We start from the raw sequence: 21,260 nt of genomic DNA on the forward strand, positions 1-21,260 counted from the left end.
GTATATCTCTTCTTTTACTGTTAGCTAATAGTGGAATTTGTTTTTTCTAGTTTCATGAAATAATCAATAATGCCCAGCGCGCTAATTTCTATATCTAGATGTAAAATGTTATAAACGGAATGATCTGATGGGACATTTAATTTTGTAAGGTGAGAAGAGATTTTATCCATTAATAAGGTTTGTAATGCTTTAGTAGCCTCATCGAAATCATGATATTTTTCAAAGACTTCCTTACCAGTATGAACGAAAATAGGTAACCAATGTTCTAGTTGGTTATATACTTCTGTAACATTGGACGATGCACCGTAATGGCCGAAATAAATAGTATCTACATTCATACTTTGAATATGATTTTTAGAAGCAATCATCGCATCTGGTTGAAATTGTGAAGGGGACGTTGATGGTAGATATAGTTCTACACCAAGGTCTGCGAGTTCTCTATAATAAATTCCAATTGTATCGCCAGTGAAAATACCGTTTGTTAATGAATCGTGAATGCTAATATGGTGCTTCGCATGTCCCGGTGTATCATAAAATGTAAGGATGCGGTCTTCTGAAATCTGTAATGTATCACCATTTTGTACAATATGAACACGTTCTTCTTCTATAGGAAGAATTGGATCAAATAGTTTATCGAAATCTTCTTTGTACACAGCTTTTGCACCTAAAATAAGTTTTGTTGGATCAATCATATGACGAGCTCCACGCGAATGTACATATAAAGTAGCGTTTGGACACTTTTCCATCATTAGCCCAGCTGCGCCGGCGTGATCTAAATGAACATGTGTAACGATAATCTTTTTAACATCATTTAAATCAATATGTAATTGTTGTAAGCCGTCTAAAATATACGGAAGAGAAGGGGCTGCACAAGTTTCAATTAAAGTAATATCGTTACCTAATAAAACGTACGTACCTGTTCGTTCAATATGTTGTAAATCGAAATCATCAATAAGATATAGGTGAGAAGATAATTGCTCTACTTTTTTCATCATTACCACTCCTTATATACTTTTATAGTTTTTATTATACGCTAAAAATACAAAAAGGCAGAAAACGAAAGTTTCGTCTTCTGCCTTTTTGTAATGTTCTTATTTCGTTTGTTCTTTATTGATCGACATAACGAACAGTCCAACAATACCGCCAACTAATGGAAGCATAATCTCTCCTGCTAAATTAAAGTAGGAGCTTAAGAATAAACCATTTACATCGACTACCCAGCCAATAACATACAATAACATCATATATAGTACGAAATAAAACTCGCGATTTGAAATCGTTTCATGTTGTGCAGTTTTCATAATGAACACCATCCTTTTCTTTTATAATGGAATATAAACTGTCACATTTTGTTCACAATTCAATTGTAAAACTTTCCATCATAAAAGTCTAGTAGTTTGTGTCGAATTTTCGAACAAAAATAAAGCGCTATCATTTCGGCGTGTAAGTACGTAATAAGAGCTGTACATTCACGAATGTAGTATAGTATAAACATAGAATGATAGTGAAGAGAGGGGTAGGAACAATGACAGTTTATGATTTTTCAGCTAAAACGATAACAGGAGAAGATAAATCGTTAAAAGATTACGAAGGAAAAGCACTTCTTATTGTAAATGTAGCTAGCAAATGTGGTTTTACACCGCAATATAAAGGATTACAAGAAGTATATGATAAATATAAAGACCAAGGACTTGAAATACTAGGTTTCCCTTGTAACCAATTCGGAGGACAAGAACCAGGTACAGAAGCAGATATTACTAGTTTTTGTGAGTTAAACTATGGTGTGAATTTCCCGATGTTTGCAAAGATTGATGTGAAAGGTGATAAGGCTCATCCGCTTTATACATACATGACAGAACAAGCACCAGGTTTACTCGGTATGAAGGCAGTGAAATGGAACTTTACTAAGTTTTTAATTGGAAAAGACGGGAAAGTAGTAGGGCGTTTTGCACCGCAGACGAAGCCGGTGGATTTAGAGGTTGAGATTGAGAAGGTACTTGGGGAATAATTAGGAGTTTCACTTTATTAAAAAATGCCTCAAAGAACAATGTAGTTCTTTGAGGTGTTTTCTTTAAACTCACATTATCAAGATTAAATCGCTGAATGGAAGTCATTTGATTTAGGCGGAGAAGCAGCTTTTTTCATAAGCACTTCCCATAAGTGTACGGATTTTTTCCATTCTACTGCGGCCTGTCCCTTTTGATACATAGCGTTCTCATAACTGAAAGTAAGTTGTTGCATATCAGTCGAGTTGTAAAGTGTATCGATATGGAGAGCATATTCTCGGAATGTTTGACTTTCTCCTCGTGGTATACCGATTCTCGCAAATTGTTTTAAAAGTGCACCGTAAGCTTTTATATAAACAGCATCATCTTTTCGGTATTTGTAGAAAAGAATAATAAAAAATGTAATCCATTTCATTCTAGTGGTGAAGAGGATGTATCCGATGATACTAATCGGTATCGTAGAGAGGAATACGTACCACCAAGAAAATCCATTTTTAGAATTTGTAATCTTTTTAGTAGGAGTTTCTTCTGTATCTTCTATTAAACTTTTGAGCTTTGCTTCATTGTTTCGCTGTTGTATTTGCACGTTTTGAGAATTAGTTTCTTCGCTATTTTGTAAAGTAGGAGCAGGAGCATTATTTGTGAAATTATAGGGATTGGTAAATCCTTTTGTTGGTTCGAATGGAATCCATCCGTATCCTGGGAAATATACTTCGACCCAAGAGTGTGCGTTATCGTTCGCGATTTTATAAACATTCTCACTTTCTGTACCAACAAGTGTATTATCAAGAGTGCCTCCTGTAAATCCTTTTACCCATCGAGCGGGAATCCCGGCAGAACGAAGTAACACGATCATAGACGTCGAGAAATTATTACAGTAGCCGCTTTTTGTATCGAAAAGGAATTGATCTACATAATCTTGGTTTTTGGCAGGGAACATGACATTCATTGTTTCATATACAAAAGAATGGTCTGTGAAGTAATTTTCAATAGCTAATACTTTATCATATCGGTTGTCCTTATCATTTGTTAGATTAACAGCTAAATCTCTTACTCGCTGCGGTAATGATTCGGGAAGTTGTGTGTACTTTGTCATGAAATAAGGACTTGTTTCATGACCTTCATTCGTTTTTACAGCTTTTAAGTTTTCAATGGAAAACTCCGGGACCTCATATGTTACTTTATATGAATTTAAAGTAGTAGAAGAGTCTCCTTCCATCGTATAGATTTTTTCTGAAAATGGGTCAACGCTGTATGATACATCAGAAGAAGCCTCAACTGATACTAATCCTGCTGGATAGGTAAGGTGAGGATAACTTTTTTGCATGGTGATTGTTGCCTCAGTTGTCTCCGTTTTTGTATTTTGTTCGTACCAGCTCACGACGTCGTTTTTATTTTTAAAAGAAACCTTTTTTTGATTTTCAGAAACCTCCCAGCCTTTTCCTGTATAAAAATCTTTTGTTTCTACTCTCCAATATTGTTTGTTTTGCGTTTGTGCTGTGAAAACAATTGTATTATCCGGTTTAAAAGGACCGCCTAATTTTGAGTCATCTAAACCATACCCAATTTTAGAAACCTCTTGTTTGTTACTTGCTACGGATGTGTTGAATTTTAAAAAAGCCATTGGGTTTGGCCATTGAGGACCAAATTTTGGAGCGAAGTATGCGATGGTTGCTGACAATACAATAAACATTGTAAGAGGTCTAAGTAATTTTGAGATTTCTCTAGCATAATTTTGTAAGTGTTCCATCTCTTGTATTCGTTCTATGTGGAGATGACTAAGTATAAAAAAACCGATGACAACAGTACGAATAATAGCGTAGTTTGCATTGTATAAATGTAAGTCATGAAAAATTATGATATAAATAATAGTCAATATAAGAAATAACAACCCACGTTTTTTATGAATCATCCAAAAAGAGATGAAAGCACTCAAAAACCAAAATGATAAAAAAAATAAAAGTGTTGGAAAAACTGGAGAAATATCTAGCAAATTCCCCTGGAAAAACAGGGAGGAATTTCGAGAAATATCAGTAAAAAATTTGGTTAGCCAAGATGGATTGATAAAAGCATTTTTATAATATAGGAAATGAATGATGAATAAAATCGTGACGATCTTTATTGGAATCTGCCACCTTGTTTGAAAAAAAGAGAGAGTGAAGCAAATTCCTATAAATATTACAAAAATATCTAATCTACCTACGTTTGTAATACCTATAAGGGGTCTAATCCATTCTAGTAAAAGTAAAAATGCGCATGCATGCATGAAGAATCTGCTCATATCCCATTGGTATTTTGTTTGTAATGTTATCATTTGCTCACCTCAAAAAACACGTTTATATACCGGTTTTCATAAACTGCATTTACAAATATTTTTCGTTTTTGCAGATTTTCTAGAATACTTAGTTCTCGATGTGAGAGTTGATTCGCTTTTTCTTTCACGACAAACACCATTAATTTTCTATTTTTTATAGCAGCATAGTCAGCCGCCTTTTGAATATCGGGAGAAAGATCGCTTGTCACGAGTATAATCGTTACGGGCTCATAAATTTTTCTTAATTCCATTTCTACACTCCGAGAGAGCGGGAATACACTATCTGCTTGTACTTTCGCTAAATGACAAAAGATTTGCTGCAACTGACTATCTCCATTGTCTAAAGGGAAAAAAGTTCGTTCTTTTCCAACAGACACGAATGACGCTGGTGAATTTTGCTTCAAGACAGCCCTGACAATAGAGGCAGTAAATGTGACGACTGATTCGAATAGAGGGGATGGGGTTCTGTCCATGAATAACATGATATTATGGCTGCGCTGTTGCTCAAACTCTTTCGTCATAATATTATTTGTTCGTGCAGTTGCTTTCCAATCAATCCATGAAAAGCGGTCACCAGGTTTATATTCTCTAACACCGACAGAAATTGTAAAGTCTTTTGCTAAATTTATATTTGCTGACAGCGTTCCTTGTTCGAAATGATTTTCCAATTGTCGATACGTTATATCTACATACTGAGGATAGACTAAAAATATATCTGGAACTGAAAAAGTTACTTCTTTCTCCATCATACCGAATAGATCGCCAGTTTTGACACGTACGTTTGAAAAAGTGTGTTCTCCTCTAGGGATTGTGTCAATAACATATTGAAACGAAATATTTCGTTTTAATCCTGGAAAGAGTATTACCTTATTCATCTTGGTTTGTCTACAACTTGTAAATTGTGGTGGCAGTTCATCTTCTATAACTAAATAAAGTAAGGGAAAAGGAAATCTTCTATTTATTGTAATGGTGCTTAAAAATGGTTCTCCTGCTACATATTCGTCTTGATTTGTTATTCGTTTTACCTCGGCGTTTCGTAAAGCATAGAAGGGGAGCAGTAGTGAATAAAGGCCAATAGGAATCATACTGTAAAACAAAAACCAACTTACAAATCCTCCTTGAAGCATAGCGTATACAAATGTTAAGACTAGGCATAAAGGAATGAGTGATAACTTAGTAAAATGATATAGTGCTCGTAGTATCCGTTTCATCAAAGGTTCATCTTTCTTTGAGTCGGCACGGTAGTTCGTGCAACGATTTTTGCGATAACTTGTTCTCCTGTTATTCCTTCAAATTTTGCTTCCATTTTTAGAATGAGTCTATGAGCCAACACGTAAGGAGCTAAAAATTTAACATCGTCTGGAATAACATAATTTCTGCCATGGATGAATGCATAAGCTTGTGAAGCTTTCATTAAAGCTATCGAGCCACGTGGACTTGCACCAAGCTGTATAGAACTATAAGAACGAGTCTGACTAACAAGTTTTACAATGTAATGCTTGATTGCTTTGTCTATGCTTATTTCCCGTACGCTTTGTTGTAAATAAAGTAATTCTTCTATTGTAGTAATGGCTTGTAAATGGGAGAGGGGATTTGTTTTTTCCATCCGGTTTAAAATTTCAAATTCTTCTTCTGGTGTAGGATATCCCATTTTTAGCTTCAACAAGAAACGATCGAGCTGGGCTTCTGGTAAAGGATATGTTCCCTCATATTCGACCGGATTTTGTGTAGCCATTACAAAGAACGGTTTTGGTAACGGTCTTGTAATGCCATCTATTGAAATATTGCCTTCTTCCATACTTTCAAGTAAGGCAGATTGTGTTTTTGGAGATGTACGATTGATTTCATCAGCAAGTATAAAATTCCCCATGATTGGTCCAGGCTTGAACTCAAATTGGAGCTCTTTTGGATTGTAAATAGAAACACCTGTTACATCTGAGGGCAGTAAATCAGGTGTGAATTGAATTCGCTTGTAATCAGCATCAATGGATTTAGAAAGAGCACGTACTAACATTGTTTTCCCGACACCAGGAACATCTTCTAATAGCACATGACCTTCAGCTAAGAGAGCTGTCAAGGCTAAGATCGTTTCTTTTCGTTTTCCGACCATTAATTTTTCAATATTGTTTATTATTTTTTCTACAATGGGATGTAATGAATCAAGCTGGGGCATCGTAACCCTCCTAATTTTATTATCGTTTTCTAATCTATTTAGTGAAAAATAGAATTTACGCCTCTATTTGCGGGAAGTAAAAATCTTATCTATAATTCTGAGAATATTCAGATTATTTATCTCGATTATATCTAGTATAATTGTTTCCGTAACTTAGGGCAATATGGTAAATAATGATTTGTAGTTTTATGTGAAATATGTCTTGATATAAACTCGTATTGTCGGTAAAACAGAGAGGAGGGGAAGAGAAGAGTGACCTCGATGAGCAAAATAAATAGTGTAGGGAACCCTACGCGTAAAGGTTGGAAACATATATTATACGCCTTGTGATTAAACTTTATATGATTAATAAATAAAGCCGATTTCATTAAGAGGCCAGCTATTTAAACTTTTACAATCCTTTATTTTTATCATTCTTATATTCTTTTCGTTTATCTAACCAAATATGAATTAATTCTACCAATTCAATTGTTTAAATCACACAATATTCTCCCTTACCATCTTCGGCTAAATTGTCTAACACAGTAGTTGTGTCGTTCCGAATTTCTAAACCGCAAATGTTGCCATTTACTACTACATAATTTTTTACTCCGTTTAAAACACTATGTATTTCTTCTAAAATCCAATCTCCAAAAGCTGAAATTTCAATTCCTAAAAAGTTTCAACAAGTTTAATTTCTGGAGGAAGTCTCATAACTAAATACTTACTGTTAAGTACTTCAAAACTATATGGATATTTCATGACTATTTTACTCCTGTATTTCTGGCTTTAGGGACTCCATTTACTTCTCCATTAATCTCATAAGCTCTATTAAGTTAAGAAGTTCTTATACTATCATCACTTTTGTCCGACTTAATTTATAGTAAAAGTAGATTATTATTAAATTCATCTATCCAATATTTCTCTGATTTAGGTATATCAAATTCAACTAGTCCTAAATTACTTCCTCTATTATATAAGAAATATTTTGCGTGCTCATTATTATCTGTACTTCATCTTAAACTTTGGTAGAAGCGAGGAAGTAATTTAACAGTCAGTGGAGGATGTGAACCCTCCACAATGATTAGATTTTCACTTTTTCATATTTTCTCCGGAATTTTTGACAATCTCTTGAACTGTGCGAAATGTCACATCTGTATTTTACAACCTCTCTTATAGTAAGGGTATGTAAGAGAGACGTATTAAAGGAGTGAACAGTATGAAGAAGAAACCTTCAGCACTAATGAGACGTTTAAAATATTTTTCACCAATAGATCGTTATAACGATAATCATACACAAGAAACATATGAAGATCGTGAATGGGAAAATGTGTACAGAAAGCGTTGGCAGCATGATAAAGTAATCCGTTCTACACACGGTGTGAACTGTACTGGTTCATGTAGTTGGAACATTTATGTGAAAGATGGAATTGTAACATGGGAAGGGCAAGAGCTTAACTATCCAACAACAGGTCCTGATATGCCTGATTTTGAACCACGAGGATGTCCACGTGGAGCAAGTTTTTCTTGGTACATTTATAGCCCGCTTCGTGTGAAATATCCATACGTACGTGGTGTTCTTTGGAATATGTGGCAAGAGGAACTACAAAATAACGAGTCACCACTAGACGCTTGGAAAAGTATTGTGGAGAACCCTGAAAAGGCACGTACGTATAAGCAGGCGCGCGGTAAAGGGGGATTCATTCGTGCGAATTGGGATGAAGTATTACAACTCGTTTCTGCTTCATTACTATACACAGTAATGAAATACGGTCCAGATCGAAATGTTGGTTTTTCACCAATTCCAGCTATGTCGATGTTAAGTCATGCTGCTGGTAGTCGCTTTATGCAGCTTATGGGTGGACCGATGCTTAGCTTTTATGATTGGTACGCAGATTTACCACCAGCTTCTCCACAAATTTGGGGTGATCAAACAGATGTACCAGAAAGTAGTGACTGGTACAATTCTGGCTACATTATGACTTGGGGTTCAAATGTACCGATGACGAGAACACCAGATGCTCACTTCTTAGCAGAGGTTCGATATAAAGGAACGAAAGTCGTTTCTGTAAGTCCTGACTTTGCTGAGTCTACAAAGTTTGCTGATGATTGGATTAGTGTGAAGCAAGGTACAGACGGTGCACTTGCGATGGCAATGGGGCACGTCATCTTGCAAGAGTTTTACGTAGATAATCAAGTGGAATACTTCACAAAGTATGCAAAGCAATATACTGATTTTCCTTTCTTTGTCACATTAAAACAAAAAGGAGACCAATTCGTTGCTGATCGTTTTTTAAATGCTTCTGATATTGGACGCGAAACAAAGTTAGGGGAATGGAAACCTGTTCTTTGGAACGATAAAATGAACGATTTCGCAACACCTCACGGCACAGTGGGATCACGATGGGATAACGAAAAGAAATGGAATTTGCGCTTAGAAGATGAACAAACAGGTGAAACGATTGATCCACGTCTCTCATTACTTGGAATGGAAGATGCTGTTGGAACGGTACAAATCCCATACTTCTCTGATGATGGAAACAAAGTATTAGAGCGTTCAATTCCAGTGAAAAAAATCACGACAGAAGAGGGTGACGTTTTCGTTACAACTGTATACGACTTAACGTTAGCAAATTATGGTGTAAACCGAGGAATCGGCGGGCAAGAACCGAAAGGCTTCAATGATGATGTTCCATTTACACCAGCATGGCAAGAGAAAATGACCGGAGTAAAACGAGAACTCATTATTCAAATCGCTCGTGAGTTTGCACAAAATGCTGTTGATACGAATGGCCGCTCGATGATTATTGTCGGAGCCGGTATTAACCATTGGTTTAATTCTGATACGATTTATCGCGCAGTTCTAAATCTTGTTCTTCTCGTTGGGGCACAAGGTGTCAACGGCGGTGGTTGGGCACATTATGTTGGTCAAGAAAAATTACGACCAGCAGAAGGGTGGCAAACAATCGCGATGGCAAAAGACTGGCAAGGGCCACCTAAATTACAAAACGGTACATCTTTCTTCTATTTTGTAACAGATCAATGGCGCTATGAAGATACACGAGTTGGACATTTAGCATCACCAGTTGAGGGCAACTCTCGTTATCAACATCACGGTGATTACAATGTATTAGCAGCACGACTTGGGTGGTTACCTTCTTATCCAACATTCGAGAAGAATGGAATTGAATTATATAAAGAAGCTGTTGCTTCTGGTGCAACAACGCAAGAAGAAATCGGAAAATACGTTGCACAAAAACTAAAAGAAAAAGAACTGAAATTTGCAATTGAAGATCCAGATAACAAAAATAATTTCCCGCGTAACTTGTTCGTATGGCGTGCAAACTTAATTTCAAGTTCCGGTAAAGGACACGAATATTTCTTAAAACATTTATTAGGTACAACAAACGGATTAATGAATGACGATAGCGATTCGTTACGACCAGAAGAAATTAAGTGGCATGAAGACGCACCTGAAGGGAAGCTAGATTTACTAGTTAACTTAGATTTCCGTATGGCTGGAACAGCACTTTATTCGGATATCGTCTTACCTGCTTCAACTTGGTATGAAAAACATGATTTAAGTAGTACAGATATGCACCCATTTGTACATCCATTCAATCCAGCAATCGGTTCACCGTGGGAAGCACGCTCTGACTGGGATATTTTCTGTTCTCTTTCTAAAGCTGTTTCAGATTTAGCGAAGACAATCGATCTTGAACCAATGAAAGAAGTTGTCGCAACACCACTTCTTCACGATACGCCGCAAGAATTAGCGCAACCACTTGGCAAGATTAAAGATTGGAGCAAAGGTGAGTGTGAACCAATACCAGGTAAAACAATGCCGCAAATTCATATTGTCGAAAGGGATTATAAAACGATTTATGACAAAATGACAGCACTTGGACCGAATGCTGGTAAACAGCCGATTGGTACGAAAGGGATTTCTTGGTCTGCAGAAAAAGAATATGAGCAATTAAAGAGTCGATTAGGAGCTATTCGAACTGATTCTATTGCGAAAGGGTGCCCAGACATAAAAGAAGCGATCAATGCTGCTGAGGCGGTATTAACACTTTCTTCTACAACAAACGGTCATATGGCTGTAAAAGCATGGGAAGCACTTGAAAAACAAACTGATTTAAAACTACGTGATCTGGCAGAAGAACGTGAAGAGGAATGCTTCACATTTGAACAAATTACAGCGCAGCCTAAAACGGTAATTACTTCGCCAGCCTTTACGGGTTCTGAAAAAGGTGGACGCCGTTACTCACCATTTACAACAAATGTTGAACGTCTTATTCCTTGGAGAACGATAACTGGTCGACAATCTTTCTACTTAGATCACGATATGATGAAAGAATTTGGTGAAACGATGGCAACATTTAAACCAATTCTGCAACATAAACCGTTTCGTAAATCACGACCTGAAGTAGAAGGGAAAGAAATTACACTAAATTATTTAACACCGCATAATAAGTGGTCGATTCATAGTATGTATTTCGATTCATTACCAATGTTAACACTGTTTAGAGGTGGTCCAACTGTTTGGATGAACAAAGATGACGCGAATGAAGCCGGTGTGGCTGATAATGATTGGATTGAATGCTTTAACCGTAACGGCGTTGTCGTAGCACGTGCTGTTGTAACGCACCGTATACCGAGGGGAATGGCATTTATGCACCATGCACAAGATCGTCACATTAACGTGCCTGGTACGAAATTAACAAGCAACCGTGGGGGAACGCATAATAGTCCAACCCGTATTCATGTTAAACCAACACATATGATTGGTGGATATGGTCAATTAAGCTATGGATTTAACTACTATGGTCCGACTGGGAACCAGCGTGACTTAAATGTCGTCATCCGTAAACTGAAGGAGGTTGATTGGCTTGAAGATTAAAGCGCAAGTCGGAATGGTAATGAACCTAGATAAATGCATCGGCTGCCACACTTGTAGCGTAACATGCAAAAACACCTGGACGAATCGTCCAGGTGCTGAATATATGTATTTCAATAATGTAGAAACGAAACCAGGTATTGGTTATCCAAAACAATGGGAAGATCAGGAGAAATATAAAGGCGGATGGGAATTGAAAAATGGTGAAATTCAGCTGAAATCCGGTTCGAAAATGAAGCGTCTTATGAACATTTTCCACAATCCAGATCAACCAACAATCGATGATTACTTTGAACCTTGGAACTATGATTATGAAACATTAACAAACAGCCCGCAGCGTAAGCACCAACCAGTTGCTCGCCCAAAATCAGCGATTACGGGTGAATTTATCGACAAAATTGAATGGGGTCCAAACTGGGAAGATGACTTAGCTGGCGGACACATTACAGGTTTACAAGATCCAAACGTCAAGAAAATGGACGAAGAAATTAAAACAGATTTTGAAAATGTCTTTATGATGTATTTGCCACGTATTTGCGAACATTGTATGAATCCATCTTGCGTATCTTCTTGTCCATCTGGCGCGATGTATAAACGTGAAGAAGATGGGATTGTCCTTGTTGATCAAAATGCCTGCCGTGCTTGGCGATTTTGTGTATCTTCATGTCCATATAAAAAAGTGTATTTTAATTGGCAAACAAATAAAGCAGAAAAATGCACAATGTGCTTCCCTCGTATTGAAGCTGGTATGCCCACAATTTGCTCTGAAACATGCGTAGGACGTATTCGTTATATTGGAGTTATGTTATATGACGCTGACAAAGTAAAAGAAGCGGCTTCTGTCGAAAACGAAAAAGATTTATATGAATCTCAGTTAACTGTTTTCCTAGATCCAAATGATCCAGAAGTAGTAGCTGAAGCAAAAAAACAAGGGATTCCTGAAGAATGGATGAAAGCGGCTCAAGAGTCACCTATTTATAAAATGATTATTGATTGGAAAATCGCTCTTCCTCTTCATCCAGAGTACCGGACAATGCCGATGGTTTGGTATATTCCACCGCTTAGTCCAATTATGAATATGGTAGAAGGGAAAGGAAGTAACTGGAAATCGGAAGAGGTTTTCCCTGCTATCGATAATATGCGTATTCCAATTCAATATTTAGCTAATCTACTCACTGCAGGAGATGAATCACACATTCGTCTTACATTGAAAAAAATGGCTGTTATGCGTACACATATGAGAGCACTGCAAATTAATAAAGAACCAAATGAGGCTGTATTAAAAGAACTCGGTTTAACGAAAGAGGATGTAGAAGATATGTATCGTCTTCTTGCCATCGCGAAATATAAAGATCGCTTCGTTATCCCGACTTCTCATCGTGAACAAGTTGCAGATTTATATAGCGAACAAGGAAGCTGTGGCCTTTCCTTCGCAGGTGGTCCAGGCTCTTGTATGACAATTTCTTAAATAAAGGGGGCAGACAAATATGAAACAAAGTTTACAAACCGCTTTTTCTTGTTCTTCCTTTCTTCTCTCCTATCCTGAACAAGGGTGGAGAGAAGCGTTACTAGAGTTACAGGAAGAGATTCAAACGATTGAACAGGAAGAAATCAGGGCATCACTTACAACATTTATAAAACAAGCGCTAGATAAAACAAACAATCAACTCATTGATTCTTACGTATATACATTCGACTTTGGAAAGAAGACAAATATGTATCTTACCTACATGAAAACAGGTGAACAAAGAGAGCGTGGAATTGAACTATTAGAGTTAAAACAGCATTATCAAAAGTCTGGTTTTGACGTAACAGATAAAGAATTACCTGATTATTTACCGCTTTTGCTTGAGTTTTTTGCAAATGCAAATGAGAAAGATAGTGAACCGATTATGGGTAAATATAAGGAGAATATACAAGCGTTGCAGGGGCAGTTAAAAGAAGCAAACTGTATGTACGAACCAATTCTTGCAGCCGTTCTCCTCGCTATCGATGCATGGGGAGTACAGACGAATTAGAAAGGAGCGTTGTCAAAATGATGGATCAATTTTTATGGGTGTTGTTTCCCTATATCATTTTTGCAATCTTTATCGGTGGACACATTTTCAGATACAACTATGATCAATTTGGCTGGACATCAAAATCTAGCGAACTATTAGAGAAGAAAATGCTCCGAATGGGAAGTCTTTTATTTCACTTTGGGATTCTATTCGTAATCGGCGGACACGTCATGGGGATCTTAATTCCAGAATCCGTATATCGTTCACTAGGTGCTTCTGAACATATGTATCATATAGTAGCAATTAGCTTCGGACTACCGGCAGGTGTTGCTTCAATTATTGGGTTAATTATATTAACGTATCGTCGTTTTACAGTAAAACGCATCATTGCAACAAGCACAAAGGGAGATTATGTTGCGCTTATCTTACTGCTTATTGTTATGCTAGCAGGACTTTCTTCAACTTTCTTAAATATCGACTCAAAAGGGTTTGATTATCGTACAACGATCGGTCCATGGTTCCGAAGTCTCTTTATTTTTCAACCGAAAGTTGAATATATGATGGAAGTACCCTTATGGTTTAAAATTCATATTATTGCAGCGATGGGCCTCTTTGCAGTATGGCCATTTACAAGACTTGTACATGTTTTTAGTGCTCCAATTAAATATGTAAGCCGCAGTTATGTTATTTACAGAAGACGTATTCCGAATGAATTGAAAAAATAATGCAGCTGTAAACGAATAGGAGTTAGCAGCTAAAATGAAACGAGGTCTAATGGAAGGCCTCGTCTTTTTTATATAGGAGATAACTGTGTGCATGAAACAAGGCGAGCGATTAACTAGTAGCTTAATATGAAAAAAGAGCAGCATCATATAAGATGCTACTCAATACTACAAATAGAGGCAGAACAATCTTCACAAGCAATTTCACACTTTAAAAATTGTAAATCATGAATTGTAATCTTTCCTTTATAAATAGAAATCGTGCCTTGTTTTTTTAATTCATTTAACATCCGATTTACGCTTTCACGTGAAGTTGCACAGAAGTTCGCAAGTTCTTGATTCGTTAATGGTAAATCGATGAGAATCCCATTTTCTTTTAACACACCATAACTATTTGTCATTCGAATGAGAGTAGAATATAGGGCACCTTTTTTGCCGTGTAATACTAAATCTCGGAACTTCGTTTGCATTCTTCTTAAATGTTCACTAATCCATTTCATAAATTCAAATACAAGAGCGGGTTTTTGGAGTAATGCTTTTTCTAAGGCTTCACGCTTTATAACTCCTACTTCAACATCTTCAAGGCATTTTGAATTTAATAAATACTTCGCATTGTCCGTGAACAATGTTAATTCTCCAATAATGTCATATTGCGAACAAATACGAAGTGTTAATTCTTGCCCGTCAGCACTTAGTTTACTAATTTGTACTTTTCCTGAGTGGATGATATAGAGTTCTGTTGCTTCCATACCTTCTTGAAAAATAAAACTTCCTTTTTTAATCTGCATTTTATATTCAACAGATGCGAGTAATTCCTTTAAATCTTGAGACAATGTCATACTGTTTGCCACAGCGATCACCTTTCTTCTTATAAGCAATACATTTCCTATTTTGAGTGTAAGTATGATGAAAATGCAAGAGCTATTTTAAAAATAAAGAAAAATTTCAATGACCGTAAGGAGAGATTACCTTACATTTTTAAAAAGCTACTTGAAGTAAGGGATTAAATGATTCTAAATTTTGGGTTTAAGAAAAAATAAACAATAAAAGTTTCGATGTGCAAAGAGAATGGGACTGGAGATGTGAACAAAATACGAACGGATTTGTGAAGATTCTTTGAATGGGGAAAGTAATGTGAGAAAAGTCACATTGAATATGTAGCATCTTTCTTATAATGAAGGCAAATAAAAATTCGAAAGCTTATAAAGGATTTGAGTAGAAAAGAAGGGATATAGATGCACGATAAGATTAAAGACTCTTTAAGGCGCCCACTTCAAGATTTACGTATTTCAGTTATTGACCGTTGTAATTTTAGGTGCACATACTGTATGCCGGCTGAAGTGTTCGGACCTGATTACGCTTTTTTACAGGAAGAGTTTTTATTAACGTTCGATGAAATAGAAAGATTAGCGAGATTATTTATAAGTATGGGAGTTGAAAAAATTAGGCTTACTGGCGGTGAACCTTTATTGCGTAAAGATTTACCAAAGTTAATTGCAAGGCTTGCAAAGCTAGAAGGTTTAACGGATATTGGACTCACAACAAACGGTATTCATTTAGCGAAACAAGCTAAGGCATTAAAAGAAGCGGGATTACAACGTGTGAATATTAGTCTAGATGCGATAGAGGATCATATCTTTCGGAAAATTAATGGTCGTAATGTAAGCACGAAGCCTATATTAAAGGGAATAGAGGCAGCAAAAGAAGCAGGGTTAAAAGTAAAGGTGAATATGGTCGTAAAAAAAGGGATGAATGATAGCCAAATTCTTCTGATGGCAGGTTATTTTAAAGAACAAGGAATACAGTTCCGTTTTATCGAGTTTATGGATGTTGGTAGTACGAACGGATGGAACTTTGAACAGGTAATTACGAAGGAAGAGTTAATAGAAAAAATTGGGCGTGTATATCCGATTGAGCCTGGCAAGCCTCGTTATTTTGGAGAAGTAGCGAAACGATACCGGTACGTAGGGAGCGATGTAGAAGTTGGATTTATTACTTCTGTGTCTGAGTCATTCTGTTCCTCTTGTACAAGAGCTCGTATTTCGGCGGATGGTAAGTTGTATACGTGTTTATTTGCAACAGAAGGAACAGATTTAAGAACTCTTCTTCGAGAAAATATTTCTGATGCATCGTTATTAAAAATTCTACAAGATGTATGGGAGTACAGAAAAGATCAGTATTCAGATGAACGAACGGCAGAAAGTACAAAAAAACGTACTAAAATTGAAATGTCTTATATTGGTGGATAAAGAAAGGAGGATTCCGCATGCAAGAGCGTTATTCAAGGCAAGTTTTATTTTCTGGAATTGGTGAAATGGGACAAAAAAAAATAAGAGAAAAGCATGTGCTCATAATCGGTGCGGGTGCACTAGGAGCTGCAAATGCAGAAGCGATTGTTAGGATGGGAATTGGAAAATTGACAATTGCTGACCGTGATTACGTCGAATGGAGTAATTTACAGCGGCAGCAGCTATATACAGAAGAAGATGCACAGCAGTGCAAACCAAAAGCAGTTGCAGCGGCAGAGCATTTAAGAAGGATTAATTCTGAAGTAGAAATTGTGTCAGTTGTAACAGATGTAACAATGCAAGAAATGGAAGAGTTAATAAAGGATGTGGATCTCATATTAGATGCGACTGACAATTTTGATACACGCCTACTTATAAATGACATTTCACAAAAAGAAAATATACCATGGATATATGGTGGATGTATTGGAAGTTACGGTGTAACGTATACAATTCTTCCGGGGGAAACACCATGTTTTCGCTGCTTAATGGATCATCCAATGGGCGGTGCAACATGTGATACAGCAGGAATTATTCAGCCAGCTGTACAAATGGTCGTTGCTCACCAAGTAACAGAAGCGATGAAAATATTGGTGGATGATTTTCAGGCGCTAAGAGGAACAATGCTATCATTTGATATTTGGAACAATCAATGTATCTCATTAAAAGTAAAGAGGCAAAAAAAAAGTACATGTCCATCTTGTGGGAATGTACGCACGTACCCAAGTTTAACATTTGAATCACAGATGAAAACTGAAGTGCTATGTGGGCGGAATACGGTTCAAATCCGTCCAGGAATAAAGAGAATTCTTAATTTAGAAGAAATTCAAAAGCGCTTACAAAAAAGTGTGAATGTCCAAAAAACTCCGTATTTACTATCGTTTCTAATTGATGAATATCGTTTTGTTTTATTTACAGACGGTAGGGCGTTTATTCATGGGACTAATGATATGAAAATGGCAAAACGATTATACGCAAAGTATATAGGATGAACATAAAGAAAGTATCTCCGTATCAAAACGAGGTGAAAAAAGAATGTTAGAAGAACGAACACCAATTCCAGTGGCAAAAGCAGTCGCACGTGTAATGGAGTATGCCTATCAAGGTGAAACTGAAAAGGTTTCTCTTATAGAAAGCTACGGAAGAATTCTTGGAGAAGATGTTGTTGCAGATCATGATGTTCCGCATTTTAATCGTTCTCCGTATGACGGGTTTGCGATTCGAGCGGAAGATACAAAAGAAGCAAGTAGCAGTAATCCGATTCAGTTTGAAGTTATTGGTGAAATTGGGGCTGGTTTTGTCTTTGCAGAAGAGGTGAAAGCATTTCACGCTGTACGTATTATGACAGGAGCTGCAATTCCAACGGGCTGTAATGCGGTTGTTATGTTAGAGCTCACGGAAGGGTTTGAAGAAAACGAAAAGACTTATATGAAATTAAAACGCTCTTTCGCATCCGGTGATAATATTTCATTTAAAGGGGAAGACGTAAAACAAAATGCCATACTTGTGAAAAAAGGGACTTCTATTAACCCTGGAGTAGCAGCACTTCTTGCTACGTTTGGTTATAGTTCAGTAAATGTTGTAAGGCAGCCGATTATTGGGATTGTAACAACAGGGAGTGAACTTTTAGAAGTGCATGAACCACTTAAACCAGGAAAGATTCGAAACAGTAACTCCTATATGATTGCTGCTCAAATTGAGCGCATCGGTGGAAGCATACGCTATTATGGGCAACTTGCTGACGATTTAGAGGCGTGTTATGAGACTGTAAAAAGAGCAATGAAAGAAGTCGATATTTTAATTACAACTGGTGGTGTTTCCGTAGGGGACTATGATTATTTCCTTGCTATTTATGAGAAATTACAAGCTAATGTACTTTTCAATAAAATAGCGATGCGACCAGGAAGCGTGACAACTGTAGCTGAGCTAGAAGGAAAACTATTATTTGGTCTATCTGGTAATCCTTCTGCTTGTTATGTCGGATTTGAATTGCTCGTTCGGCCGGTAATTCGAGCCTTCTGTCGTAGCAAAGAACCACATGCATATCGTGCGGATGCGATTTTGCAGAAAGACTTTTCAAAAGCAAATCCGTTTACCCGTTTTGTACGAGGAAGCGTAAACATTGTAAATGGTCAATTGCAAGTTACGCCAGTGGGTTTAGATAAATCAAGTGCAATTTCTTCTCTTGCAGATGCGAATGCATTCATCGTCCTGCCGGGCGGGACAAGAGGGTTTGAAGCAGGGATGACTGTTTCGGTACTGTTATTAGAATCGAACTTAGGAAGTGAATGGCCATGGGAAGAACCACTTTGTTCATACAAATAGTAGAAAAATAGATTGAGGGCTCTTCGGCGGATTATGACTCCATTCAATGATCTGTGTAAGAAATGATTTAGACAAAGATGAGAGGTGCAAGATGACACATACGTATTATGAAGTAATTGATACACCTATTTCGATTGAAGAAGTTACAAGTAAAGTAATTCGGCGTGAGTGTGGCGCAGTTACAACTTTTATTGGTACTGTCAGAGAATTTACGAAAGGGCGCCGTACGCTATATTTAGAGTATGTGGCTTATAAGACAATGGCAGAAAAACAGCTTGCGAAAATTGGTGCCGAAGTAGAAGGGAAGTGGCCTGGTACACATGTAGCAATTACACATCGCATTGGTAGATTGGAAATTTCTGATCTTGCCGTTGTTGTCGCTGTTTCTACACCACATCGGAAAGCAGCCTATGAGGCGAATAAATATATTATGGAACAAATTAAACAAATTGTTCCGATTTGGAAAAAAGAATTTTGGGAAGATGGTAAGTCATGGATAGGTGATCAGTTAGAGAAGGCAGCATATGTAAATGGTGAGCCTGGAAAGGAGATGAGAAAATGATAGAAGTATTATTATTTGCACATTTGCAAGAAGAGATAAGTAAGCCAGCGTTGCAAATAGATTGTGAAAAGATTACGGTTGCTGAGCTAAAGGATATTCTTGTAAAAGAATACAACGTAGCAATTTCAAATCAGATTATGATCGCTGTAAATGAAGAATACGCAAATGAAGATGACATAATTCAAACTGGTGATGTCGTAGCAATGATTCCGCCAGTAAGTGGTGGTTGATTCTTTTCAGTCTAATCATGTTAGTACGTGATTAGACTGGAGGGAATGAATATAACTATGCATACATAGGAGGGAACAGGATGAAAAGTCCTAATTTTCAATTAAGTTTACAAACTTCTAATCTAGTTATCGGTTTTATGGTATGGGTCATTTTATCATCATTAATGCCATATATTAAAGCGGATATTCCATTAACTGCTGGGCAGATTTCTATGGTTACAGCGGTACCCGTTATTTTAGGTTCTATTCTTCGCATTCCAATTGGTTATTGGACAAATCGTTACGGAGCAAGAAAATTGTTCTTTGTTAGTTTTATTCTTTTATTATTCCCTGTCTTTTATATTAGTGTTGCAAATTCTATGATGGATTTAATTATTGGTGGTTTATTTGTAGGAATTGGTGGAGCTGTTTTCTCTGTAGGAGTAACTTCTTTACCAAAATACTTTCCAAAAGAGCGTCACGGTTTTGTAAATGGTATTTATGGTGTAGGTAACGCCGGAACAGCAATTACTTCATTCTTAGCACCTGTAATTGCAACTTCATTTGGCTGGAGAACAACAGTACAGTGTTATTTAGTTTTACTTGCAGCATTTGCACTTATGAACTTTTTATTAGGTGATCGTAAGGAAAAAAAGGTGAATACACCATTAATGGAACAAATAAAAGGTGTTTATAAAAATGAAAAACTTTGGTTTTTATGTATTTTCTACTTTTTAACATTTGGATCATTTGTTGCATTCACAGTATATTTACCAAACTTTTTAGTATCTCACTTCGGATTAGAAAAAGTAGACGCAGGTATGCGGACAGCTGGATTTATCGTATTAGCAACAATAATGCGCCCAATTGGAGGGTGGCTTGGTGATAAATTTAATCCATTTAAAATATTAATCTTTGTATTTATCGGTTTAACACTATCGGGTATTATTTTATCATTTATGCCTAGCATGAATGTATATACATTTGGTTGCCTACTTGTTGCATTCTGTGCAGGAATTGGAAATGGAACAATCTTCAAACTGGTTCCAATGTACTTTTCTAAGCAAGCAGGGATTGTAAATGGAGTTGTTTCAGCTTTAGGTGGACTAGGAGGATTCTTCCCACCATTAATTTTAACGTTACTATTCCAACTAACAGGTCATTATGCCATTGGATTTATGGCGTTGTCAGAAGTAGCACTTGCTTGTTTAATCATTACAGTGTGGATGTATAGCCAAGAGAAGCTGTTAGTGATATTAAATAATAATTAATAAGAAAAAAAGGATGTCTAGTGCAGGCATCCTTTTTTCTTATTATTAAAAAATGGGTTCGGTATATGCTTGAATTTCAGTCTTTTCAAATAGGGGTAGCGGGTCACACTCATCAAGCAAATATTTTGAAGTTTTTTTAAAAAGAAAATCCCTATTAAAATAACGAATGTATATTAATAACGTTCGATCCATAAAATATAGAACATTTCATAAATATTAAATCAGACGAAAATGAAATCTGATTTCGCTTATCAAGAGAGGTGGAGGGGCAGTATCTTGTGAAACCTAGCAACCGTCCAATTTTGCGTTGAAACGGTGTTAATTCCTGCAAAGCAAATGCTTTGAGAGATGAGAGGAAGGGATACTGTTGATATACGCATATAAACCTTTCTGTTCATTCTAAAAGCAGCAAGTTTTTTTGTTGTTCAAATGAGAGCGAATGAAATTTTGCGAGAAAACAAAGCGATTTATCCGACTATTCGCGAGTAGTAAGATCTCCATAGCGAATAAA

General features: G+C 36.7%; 17 protein-coding genes, 1 pseudogene and 1 riboswitch. Of the genes and pseudogenes, 11 read left to right on the forward strand and 7 right to left on the reverse strand.

The genetic code is table 11. The features are described from left to right. Nucleotides 1-20 precede the first annotated feature (20 nt). Both DJ93_RS23015 and DJ93_RS23020 read right to left on the reverse strand, forming a co-directional pair. Nucleotides 21-992 carry an MBL fold metallo-hydrolase gene (locus DJ93_RS23015; protein ID WP_042983419.1) on the reverse strand — a complete coding sequence of 324 codons (972 nt, stop codon included), beginning with the start codon at nucleotides 990-992 and terminating at the stop codon, nucleotides 21-23. 99 nt (nucleotides 993-1,091) lie between these two features. Continuing rightward, nucleotides 1,092-1,301 carry a DUF3925 family protein gene (locus DJ93_RS23020; RefSeq protein ID WP_042983421.1) on the reverse strand — a complete coding sequence of 70 codons (210 nt, stop codon included), beginning with the start codon at nucleotides 1,299-1,301 and terminating at the stop codon, nucleotides 1,092-1,094. Nucleotides 1,302-1,525: 224 nt separating this feature from the next. Between DJ93_RS23020 and bsaA the strand changes: the two genes are divergently transcribed. Continuing rightward, nucleotides 1,526-2,008, forward strand: a complete 483-nt coding sequence (bsaA, locus tag DJ93_RS23025; RefSeq protein WP_000219424.1) for a glutathione peroxidase — start codon at nucleotides 1,526-1,528, stop codon at nucleotides 2,006-2,008. Between the two features lie 83 nt (nucleotides 2,009-2,091). Here the strand turns inward: bsaA and DJ93_RS23030 are convergent, their stop codons facing one another. From DJ93_RS23030 to DJ93_RS23045, 4 genes and pseudogenes are all read right to left on the reverse strand, one after another. Then, nucleotides 2,092-4,320: a transglutaminase TgpA family protein gene (locus DJ93_RS23030; protein ID WP_042983422.1), complete on the reverse strand. Its 2,229-nt coding sequence runs from the start codon at nucleotides 4,318-4,320 to the stop codon at nucleotides 2,092-2,094. Beyond that, the gene (locus DJ93_RS23035; RefSeq protein ID WP_042983423.1) at nucleotides 4,317-5,531 is read right to left on the reverse strand and encodes a DUF58 domain-containing protein; all 1,215 of its coding nucleotides are present in this window, start codon (nucleotides 5,529-5,531) and stop codon (nucleotides 4,317-4,319) included. Before DJ93_RS23035 ends, DJ93_RS23030 begins: the two co-directional genes overlap by 4 nt. Then, nucleotides 5,531-6,493: an AAA family ATPase gene (locus DJ93_RS23040; RefSeq protein ID WP_042983424.1), complete on the reverse strand. Its 963-nt coding sequence runs from the start codon at nucleotides 6,491-6,493 to the stop codon at nucleotides 5,531-5,533. The genes DJ93_RS23035 and DJ93_RS23040 overlap by 1 nt, the downstream gene beginning before the upstream one ends. Before the next feature lie 391 nt (nucleotides 6,494-6,884). Continuing rightward, nucleotides 6,885-7,234 (reverse strand): annotated as a pseudogene (locus DJ93_RS23045) (hypothetical protein). A gap of 457 nt (nucleotides 7,235-7,691) precedes the next feature. On the opposite strand from DJ93_RS23045, the gene DJ93_RS23050 reads away from it, so the two are divergent. From DJ93_RS23050 to narI, 4 genes are read left to right on the forward strand one after another with little or no spacing between them, the layout of a single operon-like run. Next, nucleotides 7,692-11,375, forward strand: coding sequence for a nitrate reductase subunit alpha (locus tag DJ93_RS23050; RefSeq protein ID WP_042983426.1), 3,684 nt, complete (start codon nucleotides 7,692-7,694; stop codon nucleotides 11,373-11,375). After that, entirely contained in the window at nucleotides 11,365-12,840 is a 1,476-nt protein-coding gene (gene narH, locus DJ93_RS23055; RefSeq protein ID WP_042983427.1) for a nitrate reductase subunit beta, read from the forward strand. The genes DJ93_RS23050 and narH overlap by 11 nt, the downstream gene beginning before the upstream one ends. Before the next feature lie 19 nt (nucleotides 12,841-12,859). Continuing rightward, nucleotides 12,860-13,390: a nitrate reductase molybdenum cofactor assembly chaperone gene (gene narJ, locus DJ93_RS23060; RefSeq protein ID WP_042983428.1), complete on the forward strand. Its 531-nt coding sequence runs from the start codon at nucleotides 12,860-12,862 to the stop codon at nucleotides 13,388-13,390. 17 nt (nucleotides 13,391-13,407) lie between these two features. After that, entirely contained in the window at nucleotides 13,408-14,097 is a 690-nt protein-coding gene (gene narI / locus DJ93_RS23065; RefSeq protein ID WP_042983429.1) for a respiratory nitrate reductase subunit gamma, read from the forward strand. Between the two features lie 155 nt (nucleotides 14,098-14,252). Here the strand turns inward: narI and DJ93_RS23070 are convergent, their stop codons facing one another. Next, nucleotides 14,253-14,945: a Crp/Fnr family transcriptional regulator gene (locus DJ93_RS23070; protein WP_042983430.1), complete on the reverse strand. Its 693-nt coding sequence runs from the start codon at nucleotides 14,943-14,945 to the stop codon at nucleotides 14,253-14,255. A gap of 384 nt (nucleotides 14,946-15,329) precedes the next feature. On the opposite strand from DJ93_RS23070, the gene moaA reads away from it, so the two are divergent. From moaA to narK, 6 genes are all read left to right on the forward strand, one after another. Further along, complete coding sequence (gene moaA / locus DJ93_RS23075; protein WP_042983431.1) at nucleotides 15,330-16,343, forward strand: GTP 3',8-cyclase MoaA; 1,014 nt, start codon at nucleotides 15,330-15,332, stop codon at nucleotides 16,341-16,343. A gap of 17 nt (nucleotides 16,344-16,360) precedes the next feature. Then, the gene (locus tag DJ93_RS23080) at nucleotides 16,361-17,374 is read left to right on the forward strand and encodes a molybdopterin-synthase adenylyltransferase MoeB (RefSeq protein WP_042983432.1); all 1,014 of its coding nucleotides are present in this window, start codon (nucleotides 16,361-16,363) and stop codon (nucleotides 17,372-17,374) included. A gap of 43 nt (nucleotides 17,375-17,417) precedes the next feature. Further along, a complete protein-coding gene (locus DJ93_RS23085) occupies nucleotides 17,418-18,707 on the forward strand; it encodes a molybdopterin molybdotransferase MoeA (RefSeq protein ID WP_042983433.1) in 1,290 nt (429 codons plus the stop codon). 91 nt (nucleotides 18,708-18,798) lie between these two features. Next, a complete protein-coding gene (locus tag DJ93_RS23090; protein WP_042983434.1) occupies nucleotides 18,799-19,269 on the forward strand; it encodes a molybdenum cofactor biosynthesis protein MoaE in 471 nt (156 codons plus the stop codon). Then, nucleotides 19,266-19,499, forward strand: coding sequence for a molybdopterin converting factor subunit 1 (gene moaD, locus DJ93_RS23095; protein WP_042983435.1), 234 nt, complete (start codon nucleotides 19,266-19,268; stop codon nucleotides 19,497-19,499). The genes DJ93_RS23090 and moaD overlap by 4 nt, the downstream gene beginning before the upstream one ends. An 80-nt stretch (nucleotides 19,500-19,579) precedes the next feature. Next, on the forward strand, nucleotides 19,580-20,749 hold the full coding sequence (narK, locus tag DJ93_RS23100) for a nitrate transporter NarK (protein WP_042983436.1): 1,170 nt from the start codon (nucleotides 19,580-19,582) through the stop codon (nucleotides 20,747-20,749). 245 nt (nucleotides 20,750-20,994) lie between these two features. Beyond that, nucleotides 20,995-21,104, forward strand: a riboswitch (SAM riboswitch). Nucleotides 21,105-21,260: the final 156 nt, after the last annotated feature.

It is taken from the genome of Bacillus clarus (assembly GCF_000746925.1).
Taxonomy (GTDB): domain Bacteria; phylum Bacillota; class Bacilli; order Bacillales; family Bacillaceae_G; genus Bacillus_A; species Bacillus_A clarus.

Bases quoted from the DNA above. Each gene is read 5' to 3' on its own strand.
- DJ93_RS23015 (WP_042983419.1), bottom strand. From the start codon at position 992: ATGAAAAAAGTAGAGCAATTATCTTCTCACCTATATCTTATTGATGAT.
- DJ93_RS23020 (WP_042983421.1), bottom strand. From the start codon at position 1,301: ATGAAAACTGCACAACATGAAACGATTTCAAATCGCGAGTTTTATTTC.
- bsaA (WP_000219424.1), top strand. From the start codon at position 1,526: ATGACAGTTTATGATTTTTCAGCTAAAACGATAACAGGAGAAGATAAA.
- DJ93_RS23030 (WP_042983422.1), bottom strand. From the start codon at position 4,320: ATGATAACATTACAAACAAAATACCAATGGGATATGAGCAGATTCTTC.
- DJ93_RS23035 (WP_042983423.1), bottom strand. From the start codon at position 5,531: ATGAAACGGATACTACGAGCACTATATCATTTTACTAAGTTATCACTC.
- DJ93_RS23040 (WP_042983424.1), bottom strand. From the start codon at position 6,493: ATGCCCCAGCTTGATTCATTACATCCCATTGTAGAAAAAATAATAAAC.
- DJ93_RS23050 (WP_042983426.1), top strand. From the start codon at position 7,692: ATGAAGAAGAAACCTTCAGCACTAATGAGACGTTTAAAATATTTTTCA.
- narJ (WP_042983428.1), top strand. From the start codon at position 12,860: ATGAAACAAAGTTTACAAACCGCTTTTTCTTGTTCTTCCTTTCTTCTC.
- narI (WP_042983429.1), top strand. From the start codon at position 13,408: ATGATGGATCAATTTTTATGGGTGTTGTTTCCCTATATCATTTTTGCA.
- moaA (WP_042983431.1), top strand. From the start codon at position 15,330: ATGCACGATAAGATTAAAGACTCTTTAAGGCGCCCACTTCAAGATTTA.
- DJ93_RS23080 (WP_042983432.1), top strand. From the start codon at position 16,361: ATGCAAGAGCGTTATTCAAGGCAAGTTTTATTTTCTGGAATTGGTGAA.
- DJ93_RS23085 (WP_042983433.1), top strand. From the start codon at position 17,418: ATGTTAGAAGAACGAACACCAATTCCAGTGGCAAAAGCAGTCGCACGT.
- DJ93_RS23090 (WP_042983434.1), top strand. From the start codon at position 18,799: ATGACACATACGTATTATGAAGTAATTGATACACCTATTTCGATTGAA.
- moaD (WP_042983435.1), top strand. From the start codon at position 19,266: ATGATAGAAGTATTATTATTTGCACATTTGCAAGAAGAGATAAGTAAG.
- narK (WP_042983436.1), top strand. From the start codon at position 19,580: ATGAAAAGTCCTAATTTTCAATTAAGTTTACAAACTTCTAATCTAGTT.